Annotated in this window: 19 protein-coding genes; all 19 read left to right on the forward strand. The window is 60.2% G+C overall.

Annotated elements, in window-relative coordinates; translation table 11 throughout:
- Positions 1–2: 2 nt before the first annotated feature.
- Positions 3–1,568, forward strand: a complete 1,566-nt coding sequence (locus B7L09_RS25740) for a flagellar hook-associated protein 3 (protein WP_094471204.1) — start codon at positions 3–5, stop codon at positions 1,566–1,568.
- A gap of 93 nt (positions 1,569–1,661) precedes the next feature.
- Entirely contained in the window at positions 1,662–5,234 is a 3,573-nt protein-coding gene (locus B7L09_RS25745) for a glycosyltransferase (protein ID WP_094471205.1), read from the forward strand.
- A gap of 261 nt (positions 5,235–5,495) precedes the next feature.
- Complete coding sequence (rfbF, locus tag B7L09_RS25750) at positions 5,496–6,269, forward strand: glucose-1-phosphate cytidylyltransferase (protein ID WP_094471206.1); 774 nt, start codon at positions 5,496–5,498, stop codon at positions 6,267–6,269.
- Entirely contained in the window at positions 6,251–7,333 is a 1,083-nt protein-coding gene (gene rfbG / locus B7L09_RS25755; RefSeq protein WP_094471207.1) for a CDP-glucose 4,6-dehydratase, read from the forward strand. The genes rfbF and rfbG overlap by 19 nt, the downstream gene beginning before the upstream one ends.
- Positions 7,330–7,890: a dTDP-4-dehydrorhamnose 3,5-epimerase family protein gene (locus B7L09_RS25760; RefSeq protein WP_094471208.1), complete on the forward strand. Its 561-nt coding sequence runs from the start codon at positions 7,330–7,332 to the stop codon at positions 7,888–7,890. Before rfbG ends, B7L09_RS25760 begins: the two co-directional genes overlap by 4 nt.
- Complete coding sequence (locus tag B7L09_RS25765) at positions 7,887–9,113, forward strand: class I SAM-dependent methyltransferase (protein ID WP_094471209.1); 1,227 nt, start codon at positions 7,887–7,889, stop codon at positions 9,111–9,113. The genes B7L09_RS25760 and B7L09_RS25765 overlap by 4 nt, the downstream gene beginning before the upstream one ends.
- The gene (locus tag B7L09_RS25770) at positions 9,110–9,967 is read left to right on the forward strand and encodes an NAD-dependent epimerase/dehydratase family protein (RefSeq protein ID WP_094471210.1); all 858 of its coding nucleotides are present in this window, start codon (positions 9,110–9,112) and stop codon (positions 9,965–9,967) included. The genes B7L09_RS25765 and B7L09_RS25770 overlap by 4 nt, the downstream gene beginning before the upstream one ends.
- A complete protein-coding gene (locus B7L09_RS25775; protein ID WP_094471211.1) occupies positions 9,957–11,027 on the forward strand; it encodes a class I SAM-dependent methyltransferase in 1,071 nt (356 codons plus the stop codon). Before B7L09_RS25770 ends, B7L09_RS25775 begins: the two co-directional genes overlap by 11 nt.
- Before the next feature lie 17 nt (positions 11,028–11,044).
- A complete protein-coding gene (locus tag B7L09_RS25780; RefSeq protein ID WP_094471212.1) occupies positions 11,045–11,782 on the forward strand; it encodes a cephalosporin hydroxylase family protein in 738 nt (245 codons plus the stop codon).
- A gap of 51 nt (positions 11,783–11,833) precedes the next feature.
- The gene (locus B7L09_RS25785) at positions 11,834–14,767 is read left to right on the forward strand and encodes a TIGR00180 family glycosyltransferase (protein WP_094471213.1); all 2,934 of its coding nucleotides are present in this window, start codon (positions 11,834–11,836) and stop codon (positions 14,765–14,767) included.
- Positions 14,768–14,796: 29 nt separating this feature from the next.
- Positions 14,797–16,047: a UDP-4-amino-4,6-dideoxy-N-acetyl-beta-L-altrosamine transaminase gene (gene pseC, locus B7L09_RS25790; RefSeq protein WP_094471214.1), complete on the forward strand. Its 1,251-nt coding sequence runs from the start codon at positions 14,797–14,799 to the stop codon at positions 16,045–16,047.
- 21 nt (positions 16,048–16,068) lie between these two features.
- Positions 16,069–16,764 (forward strand): pseudaminic acid cytidylyltransferase, encoded by a 696-nt coding sequence (gene pseF / locus B7L09_RS25795; RefSeq protein WP_094471215.1) that lies wholly within the window; start codon positions 16,069–16,071, stop codon positions 16,762–16,764.
- Positions 16,761–18,266, forward strand: coding sequence for a UDP-2,4-diacetamido-2,4,6-trideoxy-beta-L-altropyranose hydrolase (pseG, locus tag B7L09_RS25800; RefSeq protein WP_094471216.1), 1,506 nt, complete (start codon positions 16,761–16,763; stop codon positions 18,264–18,266). The genes pseF and pseG overlap by 4 nt, the downstream gene beginning before the upstream one ends.
- Entirely contained in the window at positions 18,259–19,311 is a 1,053-nt protein-coding gene (pseI, locus tag B7L09_RS25805; RefSeq protein WP_094471217.1) for a pseudaminic acid synthase, read from the forward strand. The genes pseG and pseI overlap by 8 nt, the downstream gene beginning before the upstream one ends.
- Before the next feature lie 228 nt (positions 19,312–19,539).
- Positions 19,540–20,466 (forward strand): ketoacyl-ACP synthase III, encoded by a 927-nt coding sequence (locus B7L09_RS25810; protein ID WP_094471218.1) that lies wholly within the window; start codon positions 19,540–19,542, stop codon positions 20,464–20,466.
- 96 nt (positions 20,467–20,562) lie between these two features.
- Positions 20,563–21,855 (forward strand): motility associated factor glycosyltransferase family protein, encoded by a 1,293-nt coding sequence (locus tag B7L09_RS25815; protein ID WP_094471219.1) that lies wholly within the window; start codon positions 20,563–20,565, stop codon positions 21,853–21,855.
- Positions 21,852–22,121, forward strand: coding sequence for a hypothetical protein (locus B7L09_RS25820; protein WP_094471220.1), 270 nt, complete (start codon positions 21,852–21,854; stop codon positions 22,119–22,121). Before B7L09_RS25815 ends, B7L09_RS25820 begins: the two co-directional genes overlap by 4 nt.
- 253 nt (positions 22,122–22,374) lie before the next feature.
- Positions 22,375–23,226, forward strand: coding sequence for a flagellin domain-containing protein (locus tag B7L09_RS25825; RefSeq protein ID WP_094471221.1), 852 nt, complete (start codon positions 22,375–22,377; stop codon positions 23,224–23,226).
- Between the two features lie 74 nt (positions 23,227–23,300).
- Entirely contained in the window at positions 23,301–23,666 is a 366-nt protein-coding gene (locus tag B7L09_RS25830) for a flagellar protein FlaG (protein WP_094471222.1), read from the forward strand.
- Positions 23,667–23,692 lie beyond the last annotated feature (26 nt).

The following is a 23,692-nucleotide window of genomic DNA, read 5'->3' on the forward strand; positions in this document are numbered from 1 at the left end:
CCATGCGCATTTCTACCGCCCAGTTTTACGAGTCCTCTGCTGCGAACTACCAGAAGAACTTCGCCAACGTGGTCAAAAGCAGCGAAGAGGCCAGCAGCCTGGTTCGCGTCAACACCGCCGCCGATGATCCGGTCGGTGCCTCGCGCCTGCTGCAATTGGGCCAACAGGCTTCGATGCTCGATCAGTACAAAGCCAACACCAACACCCTCAAGGCGACCCTGGGTCAGACCGAGTCGGTGATGACCAGCATTACCAACGTACTGCAGCGCGCCCAGGAACTGGCGGTCGGTGCCGGCAACGCCGGTTACACCGACGCCGACCGTCAGGCCAACGCTGCGGAGCTGGGGCAGATCGAAGAGCAGCTGTTGAGCCTGATGAACAGCCAGGACGAGAACGGCAAGTACATCTTCGCCGGTTCCAAGGGCGATACCGTGCCGTTCACGCGCAACGCCGATGGCACCTACAGCTATAACGGTGACCAGGTGACCCTCGATCTGGCGGTCGGCGACACCATGTCGATGGCGACCAACAGCACCGGTTGGGCCGTATTCCAGCAGGCCATCAACACCAGTCGCAGCCAGGTCACCATGACCGCGCCGGCTGTGGATGATGGTCGGGTGGTCCTGTCCAATGGTCAGGTGTCGTCGAGCGTGACCTACAACAGCAAGTTCCGTGCAGGCGAGCCGTACACCATCGATTTCGTCAGCGGCACTCAGTTGAAAATCACCGATTCGGGCGGTAACGACGTGACCGCCGAAGCCAGCCAGGGCGGCGTTTTCAACCCGGCCACCAAAGCTGGCCAGAACGTGTCGTTCCGCGGTGTCGAACTGAGCCTGAACATCAATCTGGCGGCCGGCGATACCGCCGCCACCGTGCTGCCGGGCCACAGCTTTACCCTGGCGGCCAAGCCTGACACCTTTACGGCGACCCGCGGTCCGGGCAACCCGACGGCAACTCAAGTCACCGGCAGCAGCATCACCAATCCGGCGGCTTACCACGCCAGTTTCCCGACCGGTTCGGCGGTGATGAAATTCACCAGTGCCACCGCATTCGATTTGTACGCAGCACCGCTGACGGCCGATAGCAAGCCGGTGTCTTCCGGCACCGTGGTGGCTGGCGTTGCGACCGCTTCGGGCGTGAGCTTCAACCTGGCAGGTACACCGGCGGCAGGCGATCAGTTCAGCGTGGCTGTCAACACTCACGAAACCCAGAACATCCTGGACACCGTGAGCCAGCTGAAAACCGCGCTGAATACGCCAACCAATAACGACCCGATCCTGACCCAGAAGCTGCAAGCTTCACTGGCCTCGGGCCTCGGCAACCTGGCGAGTGGCAGCGATCAGTTGTCCAGTGCGCTGAGTTCGGTGGGTGGCCGCGGTTCAGCCCTGGATACCCAGAGTGACACCAACCAGAGCCTGGTCCTGGCCAACAGCCAGACTCAGTCGGCGATCCGCGATTCTGATCCGGCTACAGTGTTGACCCGTCTGACCTTGCAGCAAACCATGTTGCAAGCGTCGCAACTGGCTTTCAGCAAGATTGCTCAGCTGGGCTTGTTCAACAAGGTCTGAGACTGTGTCTGTCGAGCTACCAACCGTCTTTTCCTAAGCGGTTTCGCAGCCTCTGCCTGAAAGGGCAGAGGCTCGCCGCTCGAGAGTTTCGCCGTGAATCAATACCCTCTAGTCAGTATCGTCATCCCCGCCTTCAACCCACGCTTCTTCCGCCAGGCGCTGGAAAGTTCGCTCGCTCAAACCTATGAGAACGTCGAGATCGTCATCTGTGACGATTCATCCACCGACGAGATTCGCGACATCGTCCAGTCGTTTGCCGACCCTGTGCGCCCCGTTCGTTATTTGCGTAACCCGAAGCGCCTGGGTCTGCAAAAAAATGTGCTGCGCTGTGTCAAAGAAGCCAGGGGCACGCTCATCAAAGTGCTGTGCGACGACGATCGCCTGTTTGCGCCGAGCATCGAATTGCAGGCCCGGGTGTTGATCGACCACGCGGACGTGAATGTGGTCTTTGCCCTGCGCATGTTCAGCGATGCCGGGAACTTCATTCTGCCGCCACGACTCGATAACTGCCTTTTCTCGCCTGGCGATGCATTGCTCAAAGGCGATGATATGTTGGCTATTTTCGAGGGTACGCCAAAGAATTTCATCGGCAACCTCAGCTCGACCCTGATGCGCCGAGCCGATGTGCTGGAGCTGTTGCCTGCACTGGTTCAGGAAGATTGCGGCTTTGTCGCGATGCTCGATTTCGCTTTATTTGTGTGCCTGCTGCGACGCGGCAACATGGCGGTACTGAATACGGTGCTGAGCACCGAACGTCTGTACCCGGAACGTCTGAGCAAAACACCGGAAATGGTCCGCGCCGCCGCGCAGGAGCTGCAATGGTTGACTCAGATGCTCACCACGCGAGGGGGGGAGTCGGCACCGGCCTCGGGTTGGGTGCGTACAGTTGATTTGAACAAGGCGGCTGATGAGCCTCGTCAGTGGGAAGAATTATGCGTGGTGCGCGTACTGGGCGGCCGCAACACCGTGGTCAACGGTCGAGTCGGTGGGCAAAGCGACAGCTACGCCGATTTCTATCGCGAATGGCTGGCGATCCGCAGGTTCTCCGATGTCGAGCAGCAGCTCATGCCGCAACGCCTCGACAGCTGGGCGTTCCGTCCGCAGATCGTGCCGATTGTGATCGACAGCGGCGCTGACAGTGCAGCGTTGAACACTACGTTGCAAAGCATCAGCCGACAGCTTTACACGCCGCAGGCGGTGGTGGTGCTTTCTGATGCCTTGTGTGCGACCGACGATCGTGTGGTGCAGTTGCCGTTCCAGGCGGATTGGGCGCAACAACTCAACGCGGTGGTGCCCCAGCTGGAAGGCGCTCACTGGTTTTATCTGCTGCAAGCTGGCGACACTTTGCGCGAGTCGGCCCTGCTGATCCTGGCTGAACGCATTGCGGGTTCGGCGGGCATTCTCTGTGCCTACAGCGATGAGGGCGCGCTGGTCGATGGCGAGTCGATCGACCCGGTGTTCAAACCCGATTTCAATCTCGATCTGATGCGTGCTTATCCCTACGTCGGCCGAACTCTGGCCTTCGAGCGGCAGCGCTTCATGACGCTGGGCGGCTTCGATTCGGCTCACGGTGAGCTGGCGCCGCACGATTTGTTATGGCGTCTGGTGGAAGAGGCCGGGCCGCAAACCATTGAGCACATCGCCGAAATCCAGATTGAGTCGAGTCAGTCTTTCGCCGCCTGGCTGTCGTTGCCGGAGGTGATCGAGAACAATGCCGGGATGGTCAGCGCACACCTGGATCGTATTGGTGTGGCGCACTCGATCCGGCAGGAAGAGTTGCCGTTGATCAACCGCATCGACTACCTCCATGGGGCGCGCCCTTTGGTGTCGATCATCATCCAGGCCGGCGATTCGCTGTACGCGTTGCAGCGGTGCATCGAAGGCCTGATCGAGCGCACGGCTTACGGCCAATACGAAATCCTGATCGTCGACAGCGGCACGGACGACCCGGCGATGCTCGACTGGCTGGAGGCGATGGCGCAGCTGGGCGCCGCAATGCTGCGAGTATTGCGTTACGCCGGTGATGCCAACGACGCGGCGATCCGTAACTTTGCCGCGAGCCTGGCGCATGGTGAATATTTGCTGCTGCTCAGCGCGCAGACAGTGATCTGCGACAGCGACTGGCTGGATGAAATGCTCAATCACGCCCAGCGCCCCGAAGTGGGTGTGGTCGGTGCTCGTATCCTCAGCCCCGAGGGTTCGATCGTCAGTGCCGGGTTGATTCTTGGCCTGGCCGGGCCGGTCGGTTCGCCATTTTATGGCGAAGCGGCCGGTTCTCGTGGCTACATGCAGCGATTACACGTAACCCAGAATTGGAGTGCGGTGAGCAATCTCTGCCTGATGGTGCGCAAGCAAGTGTTTGATGAACTCGAGCAGTTCGATGAGGTGACCTTCACCCAGGGCCTCAGCGACGTCGACTTGTGTTTGCGGGCAGGCAACGACGGTTATCTGATCGTCTGGACGCCTTTCGCAAGCGTGGTGATGGGGGAAAACACATCATTGGCAACGTCTCAGGACAATGTGCCGGCGCAGATGCTTGAGCAGGAAAATTTCTACAAAAAGTGGTTGCCGAAAATATCCCGTGATCCAGCCTACAATCCGGCGCTGACGCTCGGGGTGTCGAGCTTCAGTCTGGAGCCTTCGCTGCGCAACAACTGGAACCCGTTCTGCCATCGCGACCTGCCGTTGATTCTCGGGTTGCCGGTCAACGAGTCGGCGATCGGGCATTACCGTGTGACTGCGCCTTTGGCTGAGCTTGAGGCGGCCGGGCGGATCATTTCGCGTGTGGCCTACGAGTCGCCGTCGAGCGTGGAAATCGAGCGCTTGTCGCCTGACACCATTGTCTTGCAGGGACGCTACGGCGAAGGCTCGGCGGCCGACATTCTGCGTATGAAGAAGTACTCCAATGCCCTGCGGATTTTCGAGCTGGACGACTACATCGTCAGCACGCCGAAAAAGAACAGCCACGCCCGCAACAAACCGGTCAATACCGAGCAGCTGTTGCGCGAAGGCATTGGCCTGTGCGATCGCGTAGTGGTCACCACTCAGCCGCTGGCCGATGCCTTGTCGAGCATGCATAGCGAAATCCGCGTAGTACCGAACATGCTATCGCCGGCCCCATGGGCGACGCTGACCAGCCATCGGCGCACCTCCAGCAAGCCGCGAGTCGGTTGGGGGGGCGGCACCAGCCACACCGGTGACCTGGAGATCATTGCCGAGGTTGTGCGCGAACTGGCGGACCAAGTCGAGTGGGTGTTCTTCGGCATGTGCCCTGATGCCTTGCGTCCGTATGTCCACGAGTTTCACTCCACCATCGGCTTGCAGAGCTACCCGTTCAAACTGGCCAGCCTGAACCTCGACCTGGCGCTGGCACCGCTGGAATTCCATATCTTCAACGACTGCAAAAGCAACCTGCGCTTGCTGGAGTACGGCGCCTGTGGATACCCGGTGATCTGCACCGACACCGAGGCCTATCGCGGCCATCTGCCGTGTACCAGGGTCTATAGCAACAGCACGGACGAATGGCTGCAGGCGATCCGCATGCACCTGGCCGACCCGGACGCCAGCTACCGTATGGGCGATGAATTGCGTGAAGCGGTTCACCGCGATTTCATGCTGCGGGGCGACAACCTCAATCACTGGTTGTGGGGTTGGTTGCCTGACTAAATCACAAATCACAAATCACAAATCACAAATCACAAATCACAAATCACAAATCACAAATCACAAATCACAAATCCCCCCAACCCCACCAGTCGCCGACCCCAGACAATTGGCTCACTTCCTGCAAGTCCCCCACATATCGCCATAAAACCTTCACCCCAAAACGCGTGAAGGCCCCAGTGGCTGCGGGTAAATGATGTGCATCTGACGGTTCGCCAACCCTTGCGGGGGTGGCAGGGCCGCGCGAAGAGCAAGAGGACAGCGATGAAGGCAGTAATTCTGGCAGGTGGTCTCGGTACGCGGATCAGCGAAGAGTCGCACCTCAAGCCCAAGCCAATGATCGAAATCGGCGGCAAGCCAATTCTTTGGCACATTATGAAACAGTACTCCGCCCACGGGATTCATGACTTCGTGATCTGCCTTGGCTACAAGGGCTACGCGATCAAGGATTTCTTCGCCAACTACTTCCTGCACACCTCCGACGTCACCTTCGACATGTGCAACAACCGCATGGACGTTCACCAGAACTACAGCGAGCCGTGGCGCGTGACCCTGATCGACACCGGCGAAGACACCATGACTGGTGGCCGCCTGCGCCGCGCCGCCCGTTACCTGGAAGGCGAAGAAGCGTTCTGCTTCACCTACGGCGACGGCGTCTCGGACCTCAACATTGGCGCGTTGGTGGACTTCCACCTGACCCACGGCAAGCTCGCGACCGTGACCGCCGTGCAGCCGCCGGGCCGTTACGGCGCCCTGGAGCGCGACGGAGACAGCGTCAAAGGCTTTATTGAAAAACCACGCGGTGATGGCGGCTGGATCAATGGCGGTTTCTTCGTGCTGTCGCCCAAAGTGCTGCCCTACATCGCCGACGATCAAACCTCCTGGGAAGCCGAGCCGCTGGCTGCGTTGGCCAACGAACAGCAACTGCAAGCCTTCCAGCACGACGGTTTCTGGCATCCGATGGACACCTTGCGCGACAAAAATCACCTTGAGCAGTTGTGGCTGAGCGGGGAGGCCCCATGGAAACAATGGGATTGAGCCCGGAGTTCTGGCGCGGCAAGCGGGTCCTGCTCACCGGCCATACCGGTTTCAAAGGCAGCTGGCTGACGTTGTGGCTGCAAAGCCTAGGGGCCGAGGTCAGCGGTTTTTCGCTGGACCCGTCGACCGAGCCGAGCCTGTTCGAGCTGGCGCGGGTGCACGAAGGCATCAACGATCAGCGCGGCGACTTGCGTGACCTCGGCGCGCTGCTAGAGCTGATCGCCGAGACCCAGCCGGAAATTGTCCTGCACCTGGCGGCCCAGCCGCTGGTGCGCGAAGGTTATCGCGACCCGCTGGGGACTTACTCCAGCAACGTCATGGGCACCCTCAATCTGCTCGAAGCGATCCGCCAGGTCGGCGGCGTGCGCGCCTGCGTGCTGGTGACCACCGACAAGGTCTACGCCAACCAGGAATGGCTGTGGCCGTACCGTGAAAACGAAGCCCTCGGTGGACACGATCCCTACAGCAGCAGCAAAGCCTGCTGCGAGTTGTTGGCGCAGTCCTACGCAGCGTCGTTCTTCCCGGCCGAGAAGCATGCCGAGCACGGTCTGGCCCTGGCCACGGCGCGTGCCGGCAACGTCTTGGGCGGCGGTGATTTTGCACCAGAGCGTTTGATTCCCGATGTGCTCAAAGCCTGGTCCGCCGACGAACCCGTGACCCTGCGCTACCCGCAAGCCGTGCGCCCTTGGCAGCACGCGCTGGAGCCGCTGGCCGGTTACCTGCAACTGGCCGCCGGGCTCTACGAAAAAGGTCCGGCATTTGCCGGTGCGTGGAACTTCGGCCCGAGCGAAGCGGACATGTGCAGCGTCGGCGAAGTCGTCGAATTGCTCGCCAGCCGCTGGCCGCAAGCCCGTGGCTTGCGCATCGAGCCGAGTGATTTGCACGAAGCCGGTTTGTTGCGCCTGGACAGCAGCCGCGCCCGTCAACTGTTGGCCTGGCAACCGCGCTGGTCGTTGCAGCAGTGTTTGACCCAGACCCTCGACTGGCACCTGGCGTGGCAAAACGGCGATGACATGCGTGAAGTCACGTTGGGCCAGTTGAACCTGTACCGAGGCGCGCTGTGAGCGAGTTTCTGTTGAAACCATTGCCGCTGGCCGGGCTGTTCAGTGTGCAGCACAAACGCTTCGAAGATGATCGCGGGCACTTTGCGCGGCTGTTCTGTGAAGGCAGCCTCAGCGCCTTCGGCCAACCGTTTCATATCCGTCAGATCAACCATTCCTGCACACGTTTACGCGGCAGTGTGCGCGGTCTGCATTACCAGAACGCCAGCGCGCCGGAAGCCAAGCTGATCACCTGCCTGCGTGGTGAAGTCTGGGACGTGGCGGTGGATCTGCGGCCCGATTCCGAGACCTTCCTGCACTGGCACGCCGAACACCTGCGGGCCGGCGACGGTCGCAGTCTGTTGATCCCGGCCGGGTTCGCCCATGGTTTCCAGACCCTGACCGACGATGCCGAATTGCTCTACCTGCACAGCGCTGATTACACGCCGGTGCACGAGGGTGGTTTGAGCGTGAATGATCCACGGCTGGCGATTGCCTGGCCGTTGCCTGTCAATAATCTGTCGGCACGGGATTCCAGCCATCCCTTGCTCGATGAACACTTCGCTGGAGTACGTGTATGAACTGCCGTGGTTGCAGGACTTCTCTGGCCTTGCCGCTGATCGATCTCGGCACCTCGCCGCCGTCCAACGCTTATGTGCGCGCCGATCAGCTGGAACAGGCCGAGCAATGGGTGCCGCTGAAAGTGGCGGTGTGTCAGCAATGCTGGCTGGTGCAGACCGAGGATTACACCAGCGCCGACAGCCTGTTCGACGCCGAGTATGCGTATTTCAGTTCGTTCTCCAGCACCTGGCTGGCCCATGCCGACAAATACGTTGCCGAGATGGTCGAGCGTTTCGGCCTGACCGCCGACAGCCGCGTGGTGGAAATTGCGGCCAACGACGGTTACCTGTTGCAGTATGTGGCCGGGCGCGGCATCCCATGCCTGGGCGTCGAGCCGACCCGCAGCACCGCACAAGCGGCGCGGGAAAAAGGTCTGGAGATCCGCGAGCTGTTCTTCGGCCGCGACACGGCTTCGCAGTTGATCGCCGACGGTTGGTCCGCCGACTTGATGGCGGCCAATAACGTGCTGGCCCATGTGCCGGACATCAATGATTTCCTCGGCGGTTTCGCGACATTGCTCAAGCCGACCGGTGTGGCGACGTTCGAGTTTCCGCAGTTGCTGACCTTGATGGCCGGGCAGCAGTTCGACACGCTGTATCACGAGCACTATTCCTATCTGTCGCTGACCGCTGTCCAGACCCTGTGCGCGCGCAACGGTCTGGAAGTGTTCGACGTCAGTCAGCTGTCCACCCATGGCGGATCGCTACGGGTCTTTGTCCAGCGCGCCGACGGTGTGCGCCGCGACGTGCAGCCAGCGGTGGCTCAACAGCTGCAAGCTGAACTCGCCGCCGGGGTGAAAACCCCGGAGTACTACGCGACCCTCGCGCCCGCTGCCGAACGCATCAAGCACGAACTGCTGCGTTTCCTGTTGCAGGCAAAAGCCGACGGCAAGCGCGTGGTCGGTTACGGCGCGGCGGCCAAGGGCAACACCTTGCTCAACTACGCCGGGGTCAAGCCGGACCTGCTGGCCTGGGTCGCCGACGCCAACCCGCACAAGCAGGGCAAGTACCTGCCGGGCAGTCGCATCCCGATTGTTTCTCCCGCGCAGATCGATCTGGAAAAGCCCGATTACGTCCTGGTCCTGCCGTGGAACCTGCTGCACGAAGTCAGTCAGCAACTGGCTCAGGTACGCGAGTGGGACGGCCGCTTTGTCATCGCCGTGCCTGAGTTGACCGTCCTGTGAAGGTCCTGGTCACCGGGGCGACCGGGTTCGTCGGCAGGCATCTGGTCGAGGCCTTGCTCGCCTGTGGCTGCGAAGTCCGCGCCGTGGCGCGTAACGCCGAGACCGCCGCGAACTTGCCGTGGATCAATGCCGTGGAATTCGTTGCGGCGGATATTCACGCCGCCGACCTCGATATCGCCGCGCTGACCGATGGCATCGACGCTTTGGCGCACCTGGCCTGGCCAGGGTTGCCGAACTATCAGGCGCTGTTTCACTTCGAGCACAACCTGATGGCCGATTACCGGTTCATCAAGGGCGCGGTCGAGGCGGGCGTCTCGCAAGTGCTGGTCACCGGCACCTGTTTTGAATATGGCTTGCAGAGCGGGCCGCTCAGCGAGCAGACCGCGCCGCAGCCGGGCAACCCTTACGGCTTGGCAAAAAACACCCTGCGCCTGTTCCTGGAAAGTCTGCAGCGGGTTCAACCGTTTACCCTGCAATGGGCGCGGTTGTTCTACCTGCACGGCGAGGGGCAAAACCCGAACAGTTTGCTGGCGGCGCTGGACCGGGCCATCGATGCCGGTGACGCCAGTTTCAATATGTCGGCTGGCGAACAGTTGCGCGATTACCTGGCCATCGAAACGGCTGCGGGTTACCTCGCCGCCATCGTGCAACAGCGTGAATTCGACGGCGTGATCAATTGTTCCAGCGGCCAACCGGTTTCGGTCCGGGCGCTGGTCGAGCAGCGACTGCGCGAACGTGGCGCAGCGATCCGCCTGAACCTCGGTCATTACCCATACCCGACCCACGAGCCAATGGCGTTTTGGGGCGTGGCGGACCGTTTGCAACAGCTACTGGGAGCAGAGCATGAGGCATGAGTTGTATCGGGTCGCCGACCTGCCGGTGTTGCAGAACCGTACCTTTGCCGACCCAGCGTCGGCGAAAGCGTCGGCGTGCGCCGACATGGTCTTGGTGCAGGACGAAAAGAGCGGGTTGATCTTCAACCAGGCCTTCGATGCCGACAAGCTCAGCTACGACGCTGACTACCAGAACGAACAGGCGCACTCGGGCCAGTTCCAGAAGCACCTGAGCGATGTCGAAGGCATCATTGCCCGTCACTTCAAGGGTCAGGAACTGATCGAAGTCGGCTGCGGCAAAGGCTACTTTCTCGAGCTGCTGAAAAGCCTGGGCTACGCCATCACCGGCATTGACCCGGCCTACGAAGGCAGCAACGCCGATGTGATCAAGGCGCCGTTCACCCGTGGCCTGGGCCTGGCGGCGGACGCCATTGTGCTGCGCCATGTGCTGGAACACATTCAGGACCCGGTGAGTTTCCTCGCCGAGATGGCCGACGCCAATCAGGGCGGGCAGATCTACATCGAAGTGCCGTGCTTCGACTGGATCCTGGAACACCGTGCCTGGTTCGACCTGTTCTACGAGCACGTCAATTATTTTCGCCTCGATGACCTGCGCCGGATGTTCGGCACGGTGCACGAGGCCGGTCACCTGTTCGGTGGCCAATACCTGTACATCGTGGCGGACCTGGCAACTTTGCGCCTGACCCCGGAGCAACCGGTGCCGCGCCTTGAGTTGCCACCAGGTTTCACCAGCAGCCTCGAGCGTGCGGTGCAGATTATCCAGGCCGACCCCGAGCAAGGTTCGGCGATCTGGGGCGCGTCGTCCAAAGGCGTGATCTATTCGCTGTTCCTGCAACGGGCCGGCGTGGCGGTGGATCGCGTGGTGGATATCAACCCGGCCAAACAGGGGCGGTATCTGCCCCTGAGCGGCGTGCGGGTGTCCTCGCCGCAAGAGGCCATGGACGCTCTGCCCGAAGGCGCCAACCTGTTTGTGATGAACTCCAACTACCTCGAAGAGATCAAGCGGATGACCGATGGACGCTACGTCTATCACGCCGTCGACAGCGCTTCGTTCCAGTGACTATTGAGATTAGAAAAATGACTGACAACACCATCAATACAGCCTTCGAAGCCGAATGCCAGGCAGAAATCGCCGCCCAGGGCGACGACCAGAAACTCACCGGTCTGGCCCAGGATTTCTTCAACCAGTCGGCCAAGCACAAGTACAGCTACCACTTCTCGTGGATGGGCCGTCCGATCATTCAGTTGCCGCAAGACATGATGGCGATGCAGGAAATCATCTGGCAGGTCAAACCCGACCTGGTGATCGAATGCGGCATCGCCCACGGCGGTTCGATCATCTACTACGCCTCCCTGCTGGAACTGCAAGGCCACGGTGAAGTGCTGGGCATCGACCTCGACATTCGCCCGCACAACCGCGAAGCCATCGAAAGCCACCCGATGAGCAAGCGCATCAAAATGATCGAAGGTTCGAGCATCGACGCCGCCATCGCCGAACAAGTGCGCGCCGCGGCCGAAGGCAAGAAAGTCATTCTGGTACTGGATTCCAACCATACCCACGACCACGTGCTGGAAGAACTGCGCCTGTACGCACCACTGGTCTCGGTCGACAGCTACTGCGTGGTCATGGACACCGTGGTTGAAGACATGCCGGCCGACTTCTTCCCGGATCGTCCATGGGGTCCGGGCGACAACCCGAAGACCGCCGTGTGGAAATACCTGGAAGAAAACGCGGACTTCGAAATCGACCGTCAGTTACAGAACAAGCTGCTGATCACCGTGGCGCCGGACGGCTATCTGCGTCGCGTTCGTTAATCATTATTGAATCTGGGTTCTCGGCGCTTGGCCGGTTGTGGGGATAGAGATATGCACGTTCAAAACACTGCTCGTAACGATGTGGCACCGCTGAATGAACGGTTGACGGTGGTGGTGATTTCCCACAACCGCAACGCCTATCTGCGGCGTACCTTGCAGTATTACAGCAGCTATCCCTGCACGATTCTGGTTCTGGATTCTTCGCTCAAAAGCGACGACGACATCACCCGGGATTACCCGATGGTCGATTACCGGCACCTGCCGCAGTTCACCTACACCGGGTTGCAGGAAAAACTCGCCTATGGTGTGAATCAGGTCACCACGCCGTACATGGTGCTGGCGGCCGATGATGATTTCCTGCTGCACGATGCGGTCACCGAGTCGCTGGAGTTTCTGGAAGACAACGTCGACTACGGCATGTGCCACGGCTACGGGATCATGTACCTGTCCCGTGCCACGGAAGTGAATTACTTCCGTCGTGATCGCAAGGGGCCGGAAGATTACTGCTCGGATCGGGCAGAGGATCGCCTGACGCAATTCATGGGGCATTTCCTGCCGCCGTTCTACGCGGTCAGCCGCACCGAGTTGCTACAAGACTGGCACAACGCTTTGCTGCCGAACACGAGCTTCGAGTGGCAGGAAATCGGCCATGCCTATTACATGCTCGCACGGGCCAAGGCGCGGATTTTGCCGATCCCGTTTGCCGTGCGGGAAATCCCTTACGGTGCTTCGGAGCACAACACCAACGTGCTGACGGTGTTGACGCTCAAGGATGCGAAAACCGTTGCCGACCGCGAGCGCTTTGCCGAGTTTCTGGCCTCGATCCCGACGCCACTCAGCGCCAAGGGGGCGGTCCAGGCCAAGCAGATCGCCCTGGACAGTTTTACCGCCATGGCCGATTGCCTGATCGAAGGTCGCTCGCTCAAAGGCACCATGATTATTCGCTCGGCCTGGCGCGAGGCGGGGGAAGAGCCGATTCGTTCGTTCGGCCCCGAGCAATTCGTCGAAATGCCGTTCTACAACAAACCGGTGTTCGACCTGCTGACCGAGTTCGAATTCCTGCTGCATGCCATGCCTGCCGGACGCCTGCAACTTCAGGAACTGGAAGGCATTTTGCTCAAGCAGCATGAGCTGATGCGCGTTCACCCTAACGACAACGACCGCACACTGCGTGCCCGTTTGTGGGAAGCGCTGAGCCTCTATGCGTTCAACCGTACTGTGGTTGCGCGTCTGGCAGAGTCGTTGCAGGGCACCGAGGAAGAGGAAGAGGGCGTCAGGTTGCAAGCCTGGGCCAAGCGCCTGGCGTCGGTGCCGAAACAGGACGAACAGTCGTTGTTCGAGAACATGCCGTCCGGTCGCCTGCTGAACTGGCTCGAAGCGCGCAACCCGGATACCAAACAGCTCAAGTCGATTGCCGCGCACCTGGCTAAGCACCACGGCGGTCCGCAATTCGGCATTCTCTTGCTGGACCTGGACGCCGACATGGTCAAGTTGCAGACCACCTTCGACAGCCTGGTCGGTGGCCACTGCAAAGCATTCAAACTCGTGGTGTTCACCACCGGTGATTTGCCGGCAACCACTACGCCGCATGACACCGTGCATTTTGTCAAAGTCACCGCCACCAACTACGTCGAACGCATCAACCAGAGTGTGGCCCAGTCCACCGTCGATTGGCTGGTGCTGGCTGAGGCCGGTGATCAATTCACCGCCAGCGGTCTGCTGCGTGCCAGCCTCGAATTGCTGGGCGCCGAGGGCGTGCGTGCGGTGGCCATGGACGAAATCCAGCGTCAGGAAAACGGTTCCCTGAGCGATGTGTTCCGTCCAGGCGTCAACCTTGATCTGCTGCAAACCGTGCCGTCGCTGATGGCTCGTCACTGGCTGATCCAGCGTGATGTATTGGCCGAAGCCGGTGGTTACTCGACTGAATACGAGTCGGCACTGGAGTTTGATTTGGTGCTGCGCCTGATCGAAGACGGCGGCTTGGGTGGCCTGGCACATCTGGCCGAGCCGCTGCTGATCTGCAACGCGCCGTCTGCCGAGGAAAACTCCCACGAGCGTCAGACCCTGACTCGTTCCCTGACGGCCCGCGGCTACCGTGGCCGGGTCAGCTCCGAGCTGCCGCAAACCTGGCAGATCGACTACCAGCACGCCAAGCGCCCGAAAGTGTCGATCATCCTGCGCAGCCAGGACAATTTCGAGTCGCTGCAGCGTGCCGTGGTCAGCGTGCTGCAACGCACCCGTTATCAACCGCATGAAATCCTGATTGCCGATAACCACAGCCAGTCCGAAGAACTCGCCACCTGGCTCGCCAGCCTGGAAGGCAAGGGCGATCGCCTGCGCGTCCTGCGTACCGGCAAACGTCTGAGCGCCTCGGCGCTGCATAACGTTGCCGTGCGTGAAGCCAAGGGCGACTACGTGGTGCTGATGTCAGCCGACGTCGAAGTGGTCAACTCCAACTGGCTCGATAGCCTGCTCAATCAGGCTCAGCGTCCGGAAGTCGGGATTGTCGGCGCTAAGCTGATGGACATTCGTGGCGTCACCACGCAAGCCGGTCTGGTGCTGGGCCTCAATGGCGTGTTGGGCTCGGTGTTTATCGATGAGCGCAAAGATGCCAAAGGCTACATGAACGGCCATCAGGTGGAACAGAACTACTCGGCGGTGTCCGGGGCTTGCATGATGGTGCGCAAAGAGCTCTACGAAGCCGTCGGCGGCCTGGACGAAGAGCATTTCGACGAAGCATTTGCAGACATCGATCTGTGCCTGAAAGTCGCCGACGCCGGTTACTTGATCGTCTGGTGCCCTCAGGCGCAAATGCTGCACCCGGGCCTGTTGCCTGACGCGCCGCAGACCGCCGCGGCCCTGCAAGACAAGTGGCAGGCGCGCTTCGCCCTAGATTCGGCTTACAACCAGAACCTGGCCTTGACCGGCAAGGGCTTTACCCTCGGCGATGCTTCCAGTGTGAACTGGGCGCAGTTGCTTGCTTAAGCCTGCTGACAGGTAAAAGGACTCAAGGCATGTTCAACGGTAAATCGATTTTCATCTCGGGCGGTACCGGTTCTTTCGGGCGTAATTTCATCCGTCGCCTGTTGGAGCAATACCAACCTAAACGGGTGGTAGTACAAAACATTGATCAGTCAGACATCGACGCTGTCATTGAGGTACTCAACTCGCCCTGGCTGACTCAGGGGCCGACGATCGAGCGCTTTGAAAAAGCCCTGGCCGAACACTGCCAGGCTGAATATGCGGTAGCCGTGTGCAATGCCACGGCGGCGTTGCACATTGCCTGTCGGGTCGCAGGGCTTGGTCCGGGCGATTGTTTGTGGACCACGCCGAATACCTTTCTGGCCTCCGCCAATTGCGGTCGCTACTGCGGCGCAGAGGTGGATTTCGTCGACATCGATCCGCTGACCTGGAACCTCGATGCCTTCGCGCTGGAATCGAAACTTGAAGCCGCCGAACGTGACGGTACGCTGCCGAAAGTTTTGGTGGCCGTGGCGTTTTCTGGCCAAAGCTGCGACATGCGCAAGATCGCTGAACTGGCCGAGCGTTATGGTTTCACCGTCATCGAAGACGCCTCCCACGCGGTGGGTGCATCCTATGCCGGGCGTCCGGTGGGGTGCTGCGAATTCGCGGCAATGACGGTGTTCAGTTTTCATCCGGTGAAGATCATCACCAGCGCCGAAGGGGGCATGGTCCTGACCCATCGTGCAGACCTGGCCGAACGCTTGCAGCGCTTGCGCAGCCACGGCATGACCCGCGATCCGCAGCAGATGACCGAGCCGAGCCACGGTCCCTGGTACTACCAGCAAGTGGAGCTGGGTTTCAATTACCGGATAACCGACCTGCAAGCGGCCCTCGGGTTGTCACAACTGAACAAGCTCGACCACTTCATCGAACGCCGTCGTGAGCTGGCGGCGCGTTATGATCAATTGTTGGCCTACTTGCCGCTGACCTTGCCGGCCGTTCAGTCAGGTGCCGAATCGGCCTGGCACCTGTACGTTGTCCGGTTGCAGCTGGAACAGATCAAACTCAGCCAGACTCAGGTGTTCGAAGCGTTACGGGCTGCCGGGCTGGGGGTGAACCTGCATTACATTCCAGTGCATTTGCAGCCGTATTACCGTGAGCAGGGTTTCAAGGACGGCGATTTTCCGCAAGCCGAGCGTTATTACGACGAGGCTATCAGCCTGCCGATGTTTCCCTTGCTGAGCGACGAACAGCAGGACTATGTGATCGAGCAACTGCGGCGACTTCTTCTTGAAGAGTAGTGCCTTGAACAGGAGTGAATCTTGAGCTGCGTAGCCATCATCCCGGCCCGGGGCGGCAGCAAGCGAATCCCGCGCAAGAACCTCAAACCGTTCGATGGCGTGCCGATGATCGTCCGCTCGATCTGTACGGCGCTGGATTCGCAGCTGTTCGATCAGGTGGTCGTCAGTACCGACGATGAAGAAATCGCCGGGGTCGCGCGGGCGCACGGTGCTCAGGTGCCGTTCATGCGTCCGGCGTCGTTGGCCGACGATTTCACCAGCACGGCGGCGGTGATGGTCCATGCCTTGAATGAGCTTGCGGCATTCGACTATGCCTGTTGCCTCTACGCCACCGCGCCGCTGTTGCAGGCGCGGTTCCTGCGTCAGGGATTTGAATTGCTGGAGCAGCACGCGGATAAATCCTTCGCATTTTCCGTGGCCGGTTTCGGCTTTCCCGTGCAGCGTGCCTTGACCCTTGACGAGCACGGCGCGTTGACGTCGTTGTACCCGGAGTTTCGCAACACCCGCTCGCAGGATCTGGCCGAAGCCTTTCAAGACGCCGGGCAGTTCTACTGGGGGCGCAGCGAGGCCTGGTTGCGCGGCGATGTGTTGTTTTCCCCGGCGAGCCTGCCGGTGATTCTGCCACGGCATCTGGTGCAGGACATCGATACCCTCGAGGACTGGAAGCGCGCTGAATACCTTTACGTCGCGCTGAAGGCTGGAGGCGAACTGCAATGAGAGTGCTGATTCGCTCCGACGCGTCGCCGACCATTGGCAGCGGGCATATCGCTCGCTTGTTGCCTCTGGCCAGAACGTTGCGCAAGCAGGGCTCGCATGTTGCCTTTGCATGCCGGCTGCTGCCGGGTCATCGGTTGGACAGTTTGGCGGCCGAAGGTTTTGAAACTTTCGCGCTGCCGGGGCGTTATCCCGATGAAGATCCGCAGCAAGGCATCGAATCGATGTTGCCCTGGCAGGCGGACATCGACGCGCTGGCGCACGCGTTGGAACACCATCCGGCGTTCGACTGGATCATCGTCGACCACTATGGCCTCGACCATCACTGGCAGACGGCGGCCCGGCGCTGGGCGCCACGGATCGCCGCGGTGGATGACCTTGCCACCCGTCAATACGCCGTCGATCTGCTGCTCAACCAGAACTTGTCGGGCACGCCGGCGGCTTATGCCTCGCTGCTCGCGCCCGGCTGCCAGACGTTATTCGGCCCACGTTTCGCGATGCTGCGCGATGAGTTCCGCTGCCCGGCGATCCCCATCAGGCCTCAGGCCAAGCGGGTGCTGGTGAATTTCGGCGGCTTCGATGCGGCGATGCAGACTCATCACGCGATGTTGGCGATGGCCGATTTCGACGCGCTGGAAGTCGATTTTGTTGCCGGTGCCGACAACCCGGCCTGGGACTCAATGCAGGCCATGGCGGCGACTCGGCCGAACTGGCGGTTGCACAGTTTTGTCAGCAACTTCTACCGACTGATGACGGAGGCTGACCTGTTTGTCGGCGCCGGTGGCGGCACCAGTTGGGAGCGCGCGGCCATGGGGCTGCCGACGATTTGCATCGCGGTCTCGAACAATCAGCAGGCCAACGGCGAGGTCATGGCGGCCTCGGGTGCCCATGTCTACCTGGGCGCTCGTGAACAGGTGAGCGTTGAACAGCTGCGCCAGGCCATCGGTTTTGTCGCGGGTAATCAGGGGATACGCCAGAGTCTGGCCGAGCATTCGCGGCAGTTGGTGGATGGTCGGGGCGCGCAGCGGGTGGCGGCAGCGTTGGCCGGTGCGGTGTTGCAGATCCGTCTCGCGACCGCAGACGATGCACAGCTTCTGTTCGACGGACGCAACGCCGAGGCGGTTCGGCGCTGGTCGCTGGACGCCGGGGCGATTGAATGGTCGTCGCATCAACACTGGCTGGCCGCCAGTTTGAATAATGCGCGGCGCTTGCTATTGATCGCCGAAACCGATGACGGTCCGGTGGGGGTGTTGCGTTATGACGTGCGCGGTTTTGAAGCCGAAGTCTCGATTTATCTGTTTGAAGATCGCATCGGCCTGGGCTGGGGCAGGGCGCTGCTGGCCCGCGGCGAGACGTTCGTGACGGCCCACTGGCCACAACTGACGGCCATCACCGCCCAGGTGTTGCCGGACAACCAGTCTTCGCTGAAGGTGTTTCGCGAAGCCGGTTTTACTCAGAGTGCTTGCGCGTTCACGCGCGTATTAAAGGAACGCAGCAATGGCTAGCTTCAAGATCGGCAACCGCTCCATCGGTGCCGACGCGCCGCCGTTCATCATCGCCGAGATGAGTGGCAACCATAACCAGTCGCTGGACATGGCGCTGCAAATCGTCGAAGCGGCGGCCAAGGCCGGCGCGCACGCCTTGAAGCTGCAAACTTACACTGCGGACACGATGACCCTGGACCTGGCCGAAGGTGAGTTCTTCATCAAGGACCCCAAGAGTCTGTGGGCCGGAACCTCGTTGTACGCGTTGTACGAGAAAGCGCATACGCCGTGGGAATGGCACGCGCCGATTTTCGCCCGGGCCAAGGAGCTGGGCATGCTGGCCTTCTCCACGCCGTTTGATGACAGCGCCGTCGACTTCCTCGAAAGCCTCGATGTGCCGGCCTACAAGATCGCCAGTTTCGAAAACACCGATCTGCCGCTGATTCGCCGGGTCGCGGCCACCGGCAAGCCATTGATTATCTCCACCGGCATGGCCAGCATCGCCGAGCTCGACGAAACCGTGCGCGCTGCCCGTGAGGCGGGATGCAAGGACCTGGTGCTGCTCAAATGCACCAGCACGTACCCGGCGACACCGGCCAACAGCAATGTGCGCACGATTCCACATTTGCGTGAATTGTTTGGCTGCGAAGTCGGCCTGTCCGATCACTCCATGGGTGTCGGCGTGTCCGTGGCGGCCGTGGCGCTTGGAGCGACGGTGGTGGAAAAACACTTCACCCTCGACCGTTCGGCCGGTGGTGTGGACGCCAGTTTCTCCCTGGAGCCGGCCGAACTCGAAAGCCTGGTGATCGAAACCGAACGTGCCTGGCAGGCCATGGGCCAGGTGCATTACGGCGTAACCGAGGCCGAGCGCAAGTCCTTGGTGTACCGACGCTCGCTCTATGTCACGCAAGACATGGCGGCCGGCGAGCCGTTCACCGTCGCCAATCTGCGTGCGATCCGTCCTGGACTGGGGCTGGCGCCCAAACACGCTGAAACCCTTCTGGGACGCCGCGCCCGCCACGCCATCAAGCGTGGAACCCCGCTGCACTGGTCATTGGTCGAATAACGCCTTATAGGTCTGATTCGGCAAAATAGCGTGACCTGCGAGTCATAACGCGCATCTTCACTGTATTGTATTAATCGGGGAGGTGGCGCCTGGTCTCTGTTTGGCCCAGTGATAGCCTTTTATTCTTCCCGTTGTCGCCTCCATGGGGCGACGTTTTTCTCTGTTTGTCGGCGCCCCTCGAATCATTACGAGCGGTGGTATTGGGCTGTTTATTATTGGGAAGCCGTAATGATTGGCATAAAAAGCATTGCGAGCTACGTTCCTGTAGCCGGCGTGGACAATTACGCACAAGGTGCAAAATTCGAAAAGGATGAAGAGTTCATCCTGGGCAAAATCGGTTCGGCCTTTCTGCCGCGCAAAGACGCCGAGCAGGAAACTTCGGACCTGTGTGTCGAAGCAGCCAATGCGCTGTTTGCCAACAATCCCGATCTGAAGCGCGATTCCGTTGACGNNCTGATCGTCGTGACGCAAAACGGCGACGAAGAGGGTTTGCCCCACACCGCCGCTATTGTTCAGGACAAGCTGGGCCTGCCGACCCACGTAGCTGCGTTCGATATCTCCCTGGGCTGCTCCGGCTATGTCTACGGCATCTATGCGATGAAGGGCTTCATGGAAGCCACCGGCCTGAAAAACGGCCTGTTGATCACCGCCGACCCGTATTCGAAGATCGTGGACCCGGAAGACCGCAACACCACCATGCTGTTCGGCGANGCCGCCACCGCGACCTGGATGGGCGAAAACGCGCCATGGCAGCTGGGAAAAGCCAAGTTCGGCACCGACGGTTCCGGTGCGCCGCACTTGAAAGTCACCGACGGCGTGTTCTACATGAACGGTCGTCAGGTGTTCAACTTTGCGCTGCTCAAAGTCCCGGCGCACTTGCATGAACTGCTGGAGGACTCGCAGCTGACGGCGGCCGATATCGATGCCTTCTGCATTCACCAGGGCAGCGCAGCAATCGTCGACGCCGTGGCGCGTCGCTTCGAAGGCGAGCCGGAGAAGTTCATCAAGGACATGGTCGAGACCGGCAACACGGTGTCTTCGAGCATTCCGCTGCTGCTGGAAAAGCACATGATGGATNNCGACTGGAAGCGCGTTGCGCTGAGCGGTTTCGGCGTTGGCCTGTCCTGGGGCTCGGCGATCCTCTACCGCCCTTGAACAAGGCGTCTTAGTCAAAGAAAGCCAGACACAAAAAAAGCGCTCAAGGTGTAATCTTGAGCGCTATTTTTTTGCCCGAACAAACTGCGAGGCGCCATGAGCGAGTTCTTTGAGCACAACGTCAAGGTCATCGAGCACCGCTGGCCAGCGTTGGCGGTGCGTTTGCTGATTGAAAACACGAGCCAATTGCAGGCTGACCTGGTGGAAGGTCTGGGTTCGACGTTGAGCATCAACGGCATTCAGCTCACCAGCCGCCATGACCGCAGCCGCGAGGCTGCGCTTCAGGCCGACAGCTTGCCGGTCGACAGTCCGGTGGTGCATGTCTACGGCACCGGGCTGGGCGATCTGCAAATGGAGTTGCTGCAACGCGCCGGTCTTGAGCGCTTGTACGTGCACATCCTCAACGGTGCCGTGTTTGCCTTGGTGCTGCAACTGCTCGATCAACAGCCGTGGCTCAGCGATCCGCGGGTCGAGCTGTTGTATGCCGGTGACCTAAGGGAAATCCAGCTACCGTTTTTTGCACTGCCTTCCGAGCTGGTACTGGCCGACGATTTCAGCGCGAAGATCCGTGATCGCCTGATCAGTGAAATCCATCTGACCTTCAATAATCGTGAGTTCGATCCGCAGTCGCCTGACATCGTGGAGCGCTTGCAGGTCAGTCTCAAGTGGGTGGAGGGCGATCGCGATGTGGCCGAGTTGTTCGGTTCACAGCCGGGGCGGGAGGTGTTTGTCATCGCCACCGGTCCGAGCCTGGAACAGCACTTTGCGACCTTGCGCGCGATTCGCAATGAAGCCGCACGACCGTTGTTCATCTGCGTCGATACGGCCTATCGTCCGCTGCTCAAGCACGGCATTCGTCCCGACATTGTCGTCAGCATTGACCAGCGCATCTCGGACCGGCACCTGCCGGCTGAAGGCACGTCCGACATCACGCTGGTGTACATGCCCATGCTTGATCCAGCGGTGCTCGAGGCCTGGCAGGGGGCGCGTTATGCCGGTTACTCCGCGAGCCCGATCTATCAGCAGTTGCGTCGGCAACTGCCCCGGGGCGAGTTGTACGTCGGTGGCAGCGTAATTCATCCGGCGGCAGACCTGGCGGTGAAGATGGGCGCGGCGCAAGTCACGCTGTTCGGCGCCGACTTCGCGTTCCCGGGCGACAAGACCCACGCGGGATGGAGTGATGGCGATCTGGGGCCGCAATTGGGCGCCGCCAAGCACTGGGTGCTGGACGGTCACGGCCAGCGCATCAAGACTCAGCTCAACTTCCGCAGTTACCTGTGTGAACTGGAGCGTTTTATCGCGGGCCATCCAAAGGTGCGCTTCTATAACAGCAGCCGGGCAGGGGCAATGATCGCCGGCACGGTTTTTCATCCGGAGTTTGCATCGTGAGCGCGCTTGAAACCTTCGTTGCCGATGCGCAGCACTGTGCAGCCTTGTTTCGCCTGGGGCGTGATGTCGAAGCCGGGCTGGCGATGATCGAGTTGGCCGGTGCGGTCCACCCGGCGTTCGATTCGAAGCCGCAGGAGGCTCAGCAGCAGTGGTCGTTTGTGCTCGGCCAGATGTTCGCGTGTCAGGAAGCGCAGGACTGGCTCGCTCTGGCCGATTGCCTGGAATATGAACTGGTCCAGTTGCTGAATAACACGCTGTCCATTTAAGCAATTTCCCCTCTGTCGGTGCCGGCGAGTCCTCGCTAACCTGTCGCCGACATTTCGCTGACGTCATTTTTTCGCTGTCGGATCGTCGCCAACCCCTTGATTTGCGGGGGGTGGCAACGTGATGGCAAATAATTTTGAAAATCCCCTAAAGCAAGTTGCATTGGCGACGATAACTATTACGAAGGTTCTCTAGGCCACACCCGGCGGTTGCCAGGGCCGGAAGCCGCAGTACACCACCCACGAGGAATTCGTCATGGCTTTAACAGTAAACACTAACGTCACGTCGTTGAACGTTCAAAAGAACCTCAACCGCGCTTCCGACGCTCTGTCGACTTCGATGTCTCGTCTGTCTTCCGGCCTGAAAATCAACAGCGCTAAAGACGACGCCGCCGGCCTGCAGATCGCTACCCGTATGACCTCGCAAATCCNCGGCCTGGGCGTTGCGATCAAAAACGCCAACGACGGCAGCTCGATTGCTCAGACCGCTGAAGGCGCGATGCAGGAATCGACCAACATTCTGCAGCGTATGCGTGAACTGGCAATCCAGGCACGTACCGACTCGAACGGCACTGCAGACCGCGTCGCTCTGAACAAAGAGTTCATGGCGCTGTCGGACGAAGTGACTCGTATCGCCCAGTCGACCAACCTGAACGGCAAAAACCTGATCGACGGCACCGCCGGCACCATGACCTTCCAGGTTGGTGCCAACAGCGGTGCTTCCAACCAGATCACTCTGACTCTGGCCAGCGGCTTCGACGCTGCAACCTTGTCCGTTGGTTCGGCTACCCTGCAAATCACTGGTAACAGCTCGGCTACCGCTCAAGCTTCGTTCACCGCTGCTGTGACCCGTATCGACGCGGCTCTGGCAACAATCAACGCCAGCCGTGCTGACCTCGGTGCTGCACAAAACCGTCTGACCAGCACCATCTCCAACCTGCAAAACATCAACGAGAACGCTGAAGCTGCTCGTGGTCGCGTACAAGATACCGACTTCGCTTCTGAAACTGCCCAGCTGACCAAGCAACAAACTCTGCAACAAGCTTCCACCGCAGTTCTGGCTCAGGCCAACCAACTGCCATCCGCTGTACTGAAACTGCTTCAGTAATAGCTGATTGAGTTTTGGCGAGGGGTGTGCGCTGGTCGTGCCCTCTCGCTTTTTTACTTTTGGAGGTGATGGACATGGATATGAGCGTGAAGCTGAACTTGTCTTATCCGGCGGCGAAGCAGGCGACCACGGTTGTCGACAAACCAGCGGAAAAGCCTCGAGCGGAGCCCGCGAAAGTGGTCGACGTCAAGGAGGTGCGCAAGAGCGCACAAACCGAGCAGGACAAACTGAAAATGGCTGTTCAAGAAATTGAAAAGTTCGTTCAGTCGGTCAAGCGCAATCTGGAGTTCTCGATTGATGAGCCTTCAGGTCAGGTTGTTGTGAAAGTCATTGCCAGTGAATCCGGTGAGGTGGTCCGTCAGATCCCCAACGAAGAAGTCCTGAAACTGGCGAATAGTTTGAATGATGCAAGCAGCCTGTTGTTCAGCGCTAAAGCCTGATAACTGGCACGAATTTTGTTGCTATG

This window comes from Pseudomonas mandelii, from assembly GCF_002251635.1.
Classification (GTDB): Bacteria; Pseudomonadota; Gammaproteobacteria; order Pseudomonadales; family Pseudomonadaceae; genus Aquipseudomonas; species Aquipseudomonas mandelii_B.